Origin of the sequence: Enterobacter hormaechei subsp. hoffmannii (assembly GCF_001729745.1) — a bacterium.
Taxonomy (GTDB): Bacteria; Pseudomonadota; Gammaproteobacteria; order Enterobacterales; family Enterobacteriaceae; genus Enterobacter; species Enterobacter intestinihominis.
Genome location: NZ_CP017186.1, coordinates 728,058 through 739,745 on the forward strand (window position 1 = coordinate 728,058; position 11,688 = coordinate 739,745).

The following is an 11,688-nucleotide window of genomic DNA, read 5'->3' on the forward strand; positions in this document are numbered from 1 at the left end:
TTTTTAAGAGATGAATTATTATTGTCTCCACTCATACCAGACGAATTCACCATATTCATGTCTGTCAGCTGTTTTTTCTGCTTTTATTGCTCATTCCCGCATCCCGTTTGCTAATTGCCTGCCTCATAACGAGCGGTTAAGGTATCCATCACTCTGCACATTATAAGATGGGTTTACCCTGTCAGAAGACGGCGCGGAAATGAATTCTGTAGACCGTCTATAACAAAAGCCTGGAGGCAAAGCATGGAGATGTTGTCTGGCGCGGAAATGGTCGTCCGATCGCTTATCGATCAGGGCGTGAAACAAGTGTTCGGCTATCCCGGAGGCGCGGTTCTCGATATTTATGACGCGCTGCACACGGTAGGCGGTATTGATCATGTTCTGGTTCGTCATGAACAGGCTGCTGTGCATATGGCTGACGGCCTGGCCCGCGCCACGGGCGAAGTGGGTGTTGTGCTGGTCACTTCCGGGCCGGGGGCGACCAATGCCATTACCGGCATAGCGACTGCGTATATGGACTCTATTCCACTGGTCATTCTTTCCGGACAGGTGGCGACGTCGCTGATTGGCTATGATGCGTTTCAGGAGTGCGACATGGTGGGGATCTCACGCCCCGTGGTGAAGCACAGCTTTCTGGTTAAACAAACTGAAGATATCCCGGGCGTACTGAAAAAAGCCTTCTGGCTGGCCGCCAGCGGTCGTCCTGGGCCAGTGGTTGTCGATCTGCCAAAAGATATTCTCAATCCGGGGAATAAACTGCCTTACCTTTGGCCTGAGTCGGTGAGCATGCGTTCGTATAATCCGACCACGCAAGGGCACAAAGGACAGATTAAACGTGCGCTGCAAACGCTGCTGGCTGCGAAAAAACCGGTGGTCTATGTGGGGGGAGGCGCCGTCAATGCAGCTTGCGAAACGCAACTACGCGAACTGATCGAGAAGCTCAATCTTCCTGTTGCGTCATCACTGATGGGGCTGGGGGCATTCCCTGCCACGCATCGGCAGGCGCTGGGCATGCTGGGTATGCACGGCACCTACGAAGCCAATATGACGATGCACAATTCTGACGTGATTTTTGCCGTCGGCGTGCGTTTTGACGATCGCACCACGAACAACCTGGCGAAATACTGCCCGAATGCGACGGTGCTGCACATTGATATCGATCCTACTTCTATCTCTAAAACGGTGCCGGCGGATGTGCCGATCGTGGGAGACGCACGACAGGTGCTGGATCAAATGTTGGATCTGCTGGCGCAGGAGACCGCCTCTCAACCGCTGGACGAGATCCGCGACTGGTGGCAACAAATCGAGCAATGGCGTGGCCGTCAGTGCCTTAAATACGACACGCAAAGTGAGAACATCAAACCGCAGGCGGTGATCGAGACGATCTGGCGTCTGACCAATGGCGATGCGTATGTCACTTCTGACGTGGGCCAGCATCAGATGTTTGCTGCGCTGTATTACCCGTTTGATAAACCGCGTCGCTGGATCAACTCAGGCGGGCTCGGCACGATGGGCTTTGGTTTGCCCGCCGCGCTGGGGGTAAAGCTGGCGTTGCCAAACGAAACGGTTATTTGCGTAACGGGTGACGGCAGTATACAGATGAATATTCAGGAACTTTCCACTGCGCTGCAATATGAACTGCCAGTGCTGGTGCTGAACCTGAATAACGGTTACCTCGGCATGGTAAAACAGTGGCAGGATATGATTTATTCGGGCCGTCACTCCCAATCCTATATGAAATCACTTCCGGACTTTGTCCGTCTGGCTGAAGCCTATGGTCATATTGGCATGCGGGTAACCGATCCGTCAGAGCTGGAAGCGAAGCTCGGCGAAGCGCTTGAGCACGTTAAAAACAATCGCCTCGTCTTCATGGACGTTATCGTCGATGGCACAGAGCACGTTTATCCGATGCATATTCGTGGCGGTGGTATGGATGAAATGTGGTTAAGCAAAACGGAGAGAACCTGATATGCGCCGGATATTATCTGTATTACTGGAAAATGAGTCGGGCGCACTGTCGCGGGTTATTGGGCTTTTTGCCCAGCGCGGCTATAACATTGAAAGCCTGACCGTGGCACCGACCGATGACCCTACGCTCTCGCGCATGACGATCCAGACTGTCGGCGATGCGAAAGTGCTTGAGCAGATCGAAAAGCAATTGCACAAGCTGGTGGACGTACTGCGCGTCAGCGAGCTGGGGCAGGGTGCTTACGTCGAACGTGAAGTGATGCTGGTGAAAATTCAGGCCAGCGGTTACGGCCGTGATGAGGTCAAGCGCAACACGGATATTTTCCGTGGGCAGATTATTGACGTCACGCCTTCTATATATACTGTCCAGCTTGCCGGAACGAGCGATAAGCTGGACGCTTTCCTGGCCTCTGTCAGGGATGTGGCAAAAATTGTTGAAGTTGCGCGCTCTGGCGTTGTTGGCCTCTCGCGCGGCGATAAAATCATGCGTGAGTAGCGCAATAGGTTCGCCTCTTTCAGCCCGGTAGCCAAAGCCGGGCTTTTTTTTGCGTAATCCGCCGACAACGCAGACAAAAGCGGTTGCCGTGAAGGCTATTCTGCGTTTAGATGTTAAAATATTTAACCATAACCTTGACAGGGCCATGGACTCTTTTCTTTTTTTGAGGGGCAATTGTGAAACTGGATGAAATCGCCCGGCTCGCCGGCGTGTCGAGAACCACGGCCAGCTATGTGATTAACGGTAAAGCAAAGCAGTATCGTGTCAGCGATAAGACCGTTGAGAAAGTGATGGCAGTCGTTCGTGAGCATAATTACCATCCGAATGCTGTCGCCGCAGGTTTACGTGCCGGGCGCACCCGCTCTATTGGCCTGGTGATCCCGGACCTGGAAAACACCAGCTATACCCGCATCGCCAACTATCTGGAACGTCAGGCTCGTCAGCGGGGCTATCAGCTGTTGATTGCCTGCTCCGAGGATCAGCCCGACAACGAGATGCGCTGCATTGAGCATCTGCTGCAACGTCAGGTTGATGCCATCATCGTGTCGACCTCTTTACCACCCGAGCATCCGTTCTATCAGCGCTGGGCGAACGATCCGTTCCCGATAGTGGCGCTGGATCGTGCGCTCGATCGTGAACATTTCACCAGCGTCGTGGGTGCCGATCAGGACGATGCAGAAATGCTGGCTGCCGAGCTGCGTACCTTCCCGGCTGAAACGGTGCTGTATCTTGGCGCTTTGCCTGAACTTTCGGTAAGCTTCCTGCGTGAACAAGGGTTCCGTACGGCATGGAAAGACGATCCGCGTGACGTTCATTATCTCTATGCCAACAGTTATGAGCGCGAAGCGGCTGCCCAGCTGTTCGAGAAATGGCTGGAAACGCACCCGATGCCGCAGGCGTTGTTTACCACCTCGTTTGCTCTGTTGCAGGGAGTGATGGACGTGACGTTACGTCGCGATGGCAAGCTGCCATCCGATCTGGCGATTGCTACCTTCGGTGATAACGAACTGCTCGACTTCCTGCAATGTCCAGTGCTGGCGGTGGCTCAGCGTCACCGCGACGTCGCCGAGCGCGTGCTGGAGATTGTTCTGGCAAGCCTGGATGAACCCCGCAAGCCTAAACCCGGACTTACGCGTATCAAACGTAATCTCTATCGGCGCGGAATTTTGAGCCGCCATTAATATTTCCACAGGGGCGGTATAACTGCCCCTTTTGCGGCGAATTTATTGCGATAAATAATTCCCGGATAAAAATTAGGATTTATCTCTAAGATTCATAGCCTGCTATTTTTCTGAATCCATTTTGGTGTTAAAAAGCACAATTATAAATTTTTGACTGACATTTCTTTGTATTGTTTTGTTACAAACAGGTGCCAGCCGATGAATATTCAGCCATTTTCCACTCTCCCTCCAGGCCTCAATGCACACGAACGAATCCATATTGCCTCGGGATTAAACTGGTGCTGTTATCCCCCGGCGATATGCCTTAAAATGCTGCCCGCGTCGCAAACTGACACTTTATATTTCCCTGCGATGATATTGAGTGAGTCTTAACGCTCGTGTGCATATTCGGTTTTTTTCTTACAAATATTCATAACGTTAATTTTGCCTCGCCAGTTGTTTAGTTATTAGCCAGGTCACTCTTGCTCTGTAAATAGGATGCTTTCGGGTCCGTACAGAGAGAGTCCTGGCTTGACAAGCTTTTCCCTCGCTCCGTAAACTCCTTCAGGTGGGAATTTGTGGGTTAAAGTGGTGAGGAGGGGTGAGGCTGGCATGTTCCGTGGAGCAACGTTAGTCAATCTCGACAGCAAAGGGCGTTTATCGGTACCAACCCGATACCGTGACCAGCTGATTGAGAACGCTTCGGGTCAACTGGTTTGCACCATTGACATCAACTCCCCCTGCCTGCTGCTTTATCCTTTGCCTGAATGGGAAATCATTGAGCAAAAGCTGTCGCGACTGTCGAGCATGAACCCGCAGGAACGCCGCGTACAGCGGTTGTTATTGGGACATGCCAGTGAATGTCAGATGGATAGCGCCGGGCGATTATTGATTGCGCCTGTGTTGCGGCAACATGCCGGTCTGACTAAAGAAGTGATGCTGGTCGGGCAGTTCAACAAGTTTGAACTGTGGGACGAAACGACCTGGTATCAACAGGTCAAGGAAGATATCGACGCTGAGCAGTCTGATTCCGCAACATTATCGGAACGGCTGCAGGACTTGTCTCTATAAATATGATGGAAAATTATAAACATACAACGGTGCTGCTGGATGAGGCCGTTAACGGCCTGAATATTCGTCCAGATGGCATCTATATTGATGGCACTTTTGGTCGCGGTGGCCACTCGCGTTTGATCCTCTCTCAGCTTGGAGCGGAAGGGCGCCTGCTGGCAATTGACCGCGATCCGCAGGCGATTGCCGTTGCGCAAACCATCGATGACCCTCGCTTTTCCATCGTGCATGGACCTTTCTCTGCGCTTGCGGATTATGTCGCCGAGCGCGGCCTGACCGGCAAAATCGACGGGATCCTCCTCGATCTTGGTGTCTCTTCACCACAGCTTGATGATGCAGAACGCGGCTTCTCTTTTATGCGCGACGGTCCGCTGGATATGCGTATGGACCCCACCCGCGGCCAGTCTGCCGCCGAGTGGTTACAAACTGCTGACGAAGCGGATATTGCCTGGGTGATCAAAACCTTCGGCGAAGAACGCTTTGGCAAACGTATTGCGCGCGCCATCGTGGAGCGCAACCGCGTTGAGCCAATGACCCGTACCAAAGAGCTGGCAGAAGTCATCGCGGCGGCAACGCCAGTGAAGGACAAGCACAAACATCCTGCGACCCGTACCTTCCAGGCGGTTCGTATCTGGGTAAACAGTGAACTGGAGGAAATAGAGCTGGCGCTAAAAAGCTCGCTCGACGTGCTGGCCCCGGGTGGGCGGTTATCCATCATCAGCTTCCATTCGCTGGAAGATCGCATCGTTAAGCGCTTTATGCGTGAACAGAGCCGCGGTCCGCAGGTTCCAGCTGGGCTGCCGATGACGGAAGAACAACTCAGAAAGCTGGGAGGCCGTCAGTTGCGAGCATTAGGCAAGTTGATGCCGGGCGAAGAAGAGGTGGCAGAGAATCCACGTGCCCGTAGTTCAGTGCTGCGTATTGCAGAGAGGACGAACGCATGATCAGCAGAGTGACAGAGACCCTAAGCAAAGTTAAGGGATCGTTAGGAAGCAACGAGCGCCATGCCTTGCCTGGCGTGATCGGCGACGATCTTTTGCGGTTTGGGAAGCTGCCACTCTGCTTGTTCATTTGCATCATTGTGACGGCAGTCATGGTGGTAACCACCGCTCACCATACCCGTTTGTTAACTGCGCAGCGCGAACAGATGGTACTGGAACGCGATGCGCTGGATATTGAATGGCGAAATCTGATCCTTGAAGAAAACGCGCTCGGCGATCACAGCCGGGTTGAACGGATCGCAACGGAAAAACTGCAATTACAGCATGTTGATCCTTCGCAGGAAAATATCGTAGTACAAAAATAAGGGAAAACGCGACGCATGAAAGCAGCGGCAAAAACGCTAAAACCAAAACGCCAGGAAGAACAGGCCAACTTTATCAGTTGGCGTTTTGCGTTGCTTTGCGGCTGCATTTTACTGGCGCTGGGTTTCCTGCTGGGACGCGTGGCGTGGCTACAAATCATCGCGCCTGACATGCTGGTACGTCAGGGTGATATGCGTTCTCTGCGCGTGCAGGAAGTTTCTACCTCTCGTGGGATGATCACCGACCGCTCCGGCCGCCCGCTGGCGGTGAGCGTACCGGTGAAGGCGATCTGGGCCGATCCTAAAGAGCTGCATGACGCAGGCGGGATCACCCTTGATAACCGCTGGAAGGCGCTCTCAGACGCGTTGAAAATGCCGCTGGATCAGCTGGCGTCACGCGTTAACGCCAACCCGAAAGGGCGCTTCATCTATCTTGCCCGTCAGGTGAACCCTGATATGGCTGACTACATTAAAAAACTCAAGCTGCCCGGCATTCATCTGCGGGAAGAATCCCGCCGTTATTATCCTTCCGGCGAAGTCACCGCGCACCTGATTGGCTTCACCAACGTGGATAGCCAGGGGATTGAAGGCGTTGAAAAAAGCTTCGACAAGTGGCTTACCGGCCAGCCTGGCGAGCGAATCGTGCGTAAAGACCGCTATGGTCGCGTCATTGAAGATATTTCCTCGACAGACAGCCAGGCCGCGCACAACCTGGCCCTGAGTATTGATGAGCGCTTGCAGGCGCTGGTCTATCGTGAGCTGAACAACGCCGTCGCGTTTAACAAGGCGGAATCGGGCAGTGCCGTGCTGGTGGATGTGGCGACAGGTGAAGTGCTGGCGATGGCCAGTAGTCCCTCATACAACCCGAATAATTTTGCCGGTACAGCAAAAGATGCGATGCGTAACCGCTCCATCACCGATGTGTTTGAACCCGGTTCAACCGTAAAACCTATGGTGGTGATGACGGCTCTACAGCGGGGCATCGTCAACGAAAATACCGTTCTGAATACGATCCCTTATCGAATTAACGGCCACGAAATAAAAGACGTGGCACGTTACAGCGAACTGACCCTGACCGGGGTCTTACAGAAGTCGAGTAACGTCGGTGTGTCAAAACTGGCGTTAGCGATGCCGTCCTCAGCGTTAGTAGATACTTACTCACGTTTTGGGCTGGGAAAGGCGACCAATTTGGGGTTGGTCGGAGAACGCAGTGGCTTATATCCTCAAAAACAACGGTGGTCTGACATAGAGAGGGCCACCTTCTCTTTCGGCTACGGGCTAATGGTAACTCCCTTACAGTTAGCGCGAGTCTACGCAACGATTGGCAGCTATGGCATTTATCGCCCGCTGTCGATCACCAAAGTTGATCCACCGGTACCGGGGGAACGTGTTTTCCCGGAATCTATCGTTCGTACCGTCGTACATATGATGGAAAGCGTCGCGCTGCCCGGTGGTGGTGGCGTGAAGGCCGCGATTAAGGGCTATCGTATCGCCATCAAAACCGGTACAGCGAAAAAAGTGGGGCCGGACGGCCGCTATATCAACAAATACATTGCCTATACCGCAGGCGTAGCGCCTGCAAGCAATCCGCGTTTTGCGCTGGTGGTCGTCATCAACGATCCGCAGGCGGGTAAATACTACGGCGGCGCCGTCTCCGCGCCTGTGTTCGGGGCTATTATGGGCGGCGTGTTGCGCACCATGAACATTGAACCGGATGCGCTGGCGACGGGCGAAAAAAGTGAATTTGTAATTAATCAAGGCGAGGGAACAGGTGGCAGATCGTAATTTGCGCGACCTTCTTGCTCCGTGGGTGCCTATGCTACCTGCGCGAGCACTGCGAGAGATGGTACTGGACAGCCGCGTAGCGGCTTCTGGCGATCTTTTTGTGGCAGTGGTAGGTCATCAGGCGGACGGGCGTCGTTATATCCCGCAGGCGATTGCGCAAGGTGTTGCTGCCATTATTGCTGAGGCCAAAGATGAGGCAACAGACGGTGAGATCCGTGAAATGCACGGCGTGCCGGTCATCTATCTCAGCCAGCTGAATGAGCGTCTCTCCGCGCTGGCAGGACGTTTTTACAACGAACCTTCCGACCAGTTAAAGCTTGTTGGCGTGACAGGAACCAACGGAAAAACCACCACCACTCAGTTGATGGCGCAGTGGGCTCAGCTGCTGGGTGAAACCGGTGCCGTCATGGGCACGGTGGGGAACGGTATTCTGGGCAAAGTAAGCCCGACGGAAAACACGACAGGCTCGGCGGTTGACGTGCAGCGTGTGCTGGCAGGCCTTGCAGAGCAGGGGGCGACCTTCGCGGCGATGGAGGTCTCCTCCCATGGTCTGGTACAACATCGCGTGGCGGCACTGAAATTTGCCGCCTCTGTCTTTACAAACCTGAGCCGCGATCACCTTGATTATCATGGTGATATGGAGCACTACGAAGCGGCGAAATGGCTGCTTTATTCCACTCACCACCACGGGCAGGCGATCATTAACGCCGACGACGAAGTCGGTCGCCGCTGGCTGGAAAAACTGCCAGATGCGGTGGCGGTGTCGATGGAAGATCGCATTAATCCGAACTGTCGTGGCCGCTGGCTGAAGGCAGTCGAAGTGAACTACCACGATAGCGGGGCGACGATCCGCTTTGCTTCCACCTGGGGCGAAGGTGAAATTGAAAGCCGCCTGATGGGGGCTTTCAACGTCAGTAACCTGCTGCTGGCGCTGGCGACGCTGCTGGCGCTGGGTTACCCGATGGTGGATCTGCTGAAAACGTCTGAGCGTTTGCAACCGGTCTGTGGCCGCATGGAAGTGTTCAGTGCGCCGGGCAAGCCGACGGTGGTCGTGGATTACGCCCACACGCCGGATGCGCTGGAAAAAGCGCTGGAAGCGGCGCGTCTGCACTGCGCAGGCAAGCTCTGGTGCGTGTTTGGCTGCGGTGGCGATCGCGACAAGGGCAAACGTCCGCTGATGGGCGCCATCGCTGAGCAGTTCGCGGATATTCCCGTGGTGACCGATGACAACCCGCGTACCGAAGAGCCGAGGGCCATTATCAACGACATTCTGGCGGGCATGCTGGATGCTGGGCGTGCGCGCGTGGTCGAAGGCCGTGCGGAGGCCGTGACTAACGCCATTATGCAGGCGCAGGAGAACGATGTGGTTCTGCTGGCCGGTAAAGGTCATGAAGATTATCAGATCGTCGGCAATCGTCGTCTGGATTACTCCGACCGCGTGACGGCAGCGCGTCTGCTGGGAGTGGTGGCATGATTAGCATTACGTTAAGCCAGGCCGCTGCGGTATTGCAGGGGATGCTGCATGGTCAGGATCTGACCATCGAGGCTGTGACCACCGACACCCGTAAGGTGACGGCGGGCTGCCTGTTTGTGGCGCTGAAGGGTGAACGTTTTGACGCCCACGATTTTGCGCAACAGGCTAAAGATAACGGCGCGGGTGCGCTGCTGGTCAACCGTAAGCTCGATATCGATTTGCCGCAGATTGTGGTGAAAGATACGCGCCTGGCGTTTGGTGAGCTGGCGGCATGGGTTCGCCAGCAGGTGCCAACACGCGTCGTGGCGCTGACGGGCTCGTCGGGCAAAACCTCCGTTAAAGAGATGACGGCGGCGATCCTTAGCCAGTGCGGAAACACGCTTTATACGGCGGGCAACCTTAATAATGACATCGGTGTACCGATGACGCTGCTGCGCCTGACCCACGAGCATGAATATGCGGTGATTGAGTTAGGGGCTAACCATCAGGGCGAAATCGCCTGGACCGTGAGCCTGACGCGTCCGGAAGCGGCGCTGGTGAATAACCTGGCGGCGGCACATCTTGAAGGTTTTGGTTCGCTGGCCGGTGTGGCGAAAGCGAAAGGTGAAATTTATACCGGCCTGCCGGATGACGGCATCGCCATTATGAATGCCGATAACAATGACTGGCTGAACTGGCAGAGCATCATTGGTTCACGCAAAACCTGGCGCTTCTCCCCGAATGCGGCAAACAGTGATTTTTCGGCGACCAACATTCATGTGACGTCACACGGCACCGAGTTCACCCTCATGACCCCAACGGGCGACATCGACGTGCTGCTGCCGTTGCCGGGTCGTCATAACATCGCCAATGCGCTTGCTGCGGCAGCGCTCTCAATGGCGGTAGGGGCCTCACACGCTGCGATAAAAACTGGTCTGGCGAATTTAAAAGCCGTGCCGGGGCGTCTGTTCCCAATCCAGCTGGCTGAAAACAAACTCCTGCTGGATGACTCCTACAACGCTAACGTCGGCTCCATGACGGCGGCCGTGCAGGTCTTGTCTGAGATGCCGGGCTATCGCGTGATGGTTGTTGGCGATATGGCCGAGCTGGGTGATGAAAGCGAAGCCTGCCACGTACAGGTTGGCGAAGCGGCGAAAGCTGCCGGGCTTGACCGCGTACTGAGCGCAGGCACGCTGAGCAAGGCCATTTCCGATGCCAGTGAAGTTGGCGAACATTTTGCCGATAAATCTGCACTGATCGAACGCCTGAAGGCATTGATTACAGAAAAACAGATTGTGACTGTTTTAGTTAAAGGTTCACGTAGTGCCGCCATGGAAGAGGTTGTGCACGCATTACAGGAGAACGGGACATGTTAGTTTGGCTGGCCGAACATTTGGTCAAATATTATTCAGGCTTTAACGTCTTTTCCTATCTGACGTTTCGCGCCATCGTCAGCCTGCTGACTGCGCTGTTCATCTCGTTGTGGATGGGCCCGCGCATGATTGCCCGTCTGCAAAAACTCTCTTTCGGCCAGGTCGTGCGTAACGACGGCCCGGAATCGCATTTCAGCAAGCGCGGTACGCCGACCATGGGCGGGATCATGATCCTGACCGCGATTGTGGTGTCCGTTCTGCTGTGGGCTTATCCGTCTAACCCCTACGTCTGGTGCGTGCTGACCGTTCTGGTTGGCTACGGGATCATCGGTTTTGTTGATGACTACCGCAAAGTCGTACGCAAAGACACCAAAGGTTTGATCGCCCGCTGGAAGTATTTCTGGATGTCGGTAATTGCGCTGGGTGTGGCCTTCGCGCTTTACCTGGCAGGAAAAGACACCCCGGCCACCGAGCTGGTGGTGCCGTTCTTCAAAGACGTGATGCCGCAGCTGGGGCTGTTCTACATTCTGCTGGCTTACTTTGTGATCGTCGGCACCGGCAACGCCGTCAACCTGACCGATGGTCTGGACGGCCTGGCCATCATGCCAACCGTGTTTGTCGCGGGCGGTTTCGCGCTGGTGGCGTGGGCGACCGGTAACATGAACTTTGCAAACTACCTGCACATCCCGTACCTGCGACACGCTGGTGAGCTGGTGATCGTCTGTACGGCGATTGTCGGCGCGGGGCTGGGCTTCCTGTGGTTCAACACCTATCCGGCGCAGGTCTTTATGGGCGACGTCGGTTCACTGGCACTGGGCGGCGCGCTGGGCATTATCGCCGTGCTGCTGCGTCAGGAGTTCCTGCTGGTGATTATGGGCGGTGTGTTTGTGGTTGAGACCCTGTCGGTGATTTTGCAGGTCGGTTCCTTCAAGCTGCGCGGCCAGCGCATCTTCCGTATGGCACCGATTCACCACCACTATGAACTGAAAGGCTGGCCGGAGCCGCGCGTCATTGTGCGTTTCTGGATTATTTCGCTGATGCTGGTGCTGATTGGCCTGGCAACGCTGAAGGTACGTTAA

General features: G+C 54.9%; 10 protein-coding genes. All 10 read left to right on the top strand.

Going from position 1 to position 11,688, the window contains the following annotated elements; translation table 11 throughout:
* Positions 1-243 precede the first annotated feature (243 nt).
* The 10 genes from ilvI (at position 244) to mraY (ending at position 11,688) form a co-directional block, all read left to right on the top strand.
* Positions 244-1,968, top strand: a complete 1,725-nt coding sequence (gene ilvI / locus BFV65_RS03405; RefSeq protein WP_023299318.1) for an acetolactate synthase 3 large subunit — start codon at positions 244-246, stop codon at positions 1,966-1,968.
* A gap of 1 nt (position 1,969) precedes the next feature.
* A complete protein-coding gene (gene ilvN, locus BFV65_RS03410) occupies positions 1,970-2,464 on the top strand; it encodes an acetolactate synthase small subunit (RefSeq protein WP_023305437.1) in 495 nt (164 codons plus the stop codon).
* Between the two features lie 176 nt (positions 2,465-2,640).
* Entirely contained in the window at positions 2,641-3,645 is a 1,005-nt protein-coding gene (gene cra / locus BFV65_RS03415) for a catabolite repressor/activator (protein WP_003856369.1), read from the top strand.
* A 591-nt stretch (positions 3,646-4,236) separates the two neighbouring features.
* Positions 4,237-4,695: a division/cell wall cluster transcriptional repressor MraZ gene (mraZ, locus tag BFV65_RS03420; RefSeq protein ID WP_014830641.1), complete on the top strand. Its 459-nt coding sequence runs from the start codon at positions 4,237-4,239 to the stop codon at positions 4,693-4,695.
* A 2-nt stretch (positions 4,696-4,697) separates the two neighbouring features.
* Positions 4,698-5,639, top strand: coding sequence for a 16S rRNA (cytosine(1402)-N(4))-methyltransferase RsmH (gene rsmH, locus BFV65_RS03425; protein ID WP_003856366.1), 942 nt, complete (start codon positions 4,698-4,700; stop codon positions 5,637-5,639).
* A complete protein-coding gene (ftsL, locus tag BFV65_RS03430; RefSeq protein ID WP_003856363.1) occupies positions 5,636-6,001 on the top strand; it encodes a cell division protein FtsL in 366 nt (121 codons plus the stop codon). Before rsmH ends, ftsL begins: the two co-directional genes overlap by 4 nt.
* Before the next feature lie 15 nt (positions 6,002-6,016).
* Positions 6,017-7,783 carry a peptidoglycan glycosyltransferase FtsI gene (ftsI, locus tag BFV65_RS03435; protein WP_022647040.1) on the top strand — a complete coding sequence of 589 codons (1,767 nt, stop codon included), beginning with the start codon at positions 6,017-6,019 and terminating at the stop codon, positions 7,781-7,783.
* Positions 7,770-9,257, top strand: a complete 1,488-nt coding sequence (gene murE / locus BFV65_RS03440; protein WP_046619892.1) for a UDP-N-acetylmuramoyl-L-alanyl-D-glutamate--2,6-diaminopimelate ligase — start codon at positions 7,770-7,772, stop codon at positions 9,255-9,257. Before ftsI ends, murE begins: the two co-directional genes overlap by 14 nt.
* Positions 9,254-10,612, top strand: a complete 1,359-nt coding sequence (murF, locus tag BFV65_RS03445) for a UDP-N-acetylmuramoyl-tripeptide--D-alanyl-D-alanine ligase (protein WP_038415337.1) — start codon at positions 9,254-9,256, stop codon at positions 10,610-10,612. Before murE ends, murF begins: the two co-directional genes overlap by 4 nt.
* Entirely contained in the window at positions 10,606-11,688 is a 1,083-nt protein-coding gene (gene mraY, locus BFV65_RS03450; RefSeq protein ID WP_003856353.1) for a phospho-N-acetylmuramoyl-pentapeptide-transferase, read from the top strand. The genes murF and mraY overlap by 7 nt, the downstream gene beginning before the upstream one ends.

Bases quoted from the DNA above. Each gene is read 5' to 3' on its own strand.
- ilvI (WP_023299318.1), top strand. From the start codon at position 244: ATGGAGATGTTGTCTGGCGCGGAAATGGTCGTCCGATCGCTTATCGAT.
- ilvN (WP_023305437.1), top strand. From the start codon at position 1,970: ATGCGCCGGATATTATCTGTATTACTGGAAAATGAGTCGGGCGCACTG.
- mraZ (WP_014830641.1), top strand. From the start codon at position 4,237: ATGTTCCGTGGAGCAACGTTAGTCAATCTCGACAGCAAAGGGCGTTTA.
- rsmH (WP_003856366.1), top strand. From the start codon at position 4,698: ATGATGGAAAATTATAAACATACAACGGTGCTGCTGGATGAGGCCGTT.
- ftsL (WP_003856363.1), top strand. From the start codon at position 5,636: ATGATCAGCAGAGTGACAGAGACCCTAAGCAAAGTTAAGGGATCGTTA.
- ftsI (WP_022647040.1), top strand. From the start codon at position 6,017: ATGAAAGCAGCGGCAAAAACGCTAAAACCAAAACGCCAGGAAGAACAG.
- murF (WP_038415337.1), top strand. From the start codon at position 9,254: ATGATTAGCATTACGTTAAGCCAGGCCGCTGCGGTATTGCAGGGGATG.
- mraY (WP_003856353.1), top strand. From the start codon at position 10,606: ATGTTAGTTTGGCTGGCCGAACATTTGGTCAAATATTATTCAGGCTTT.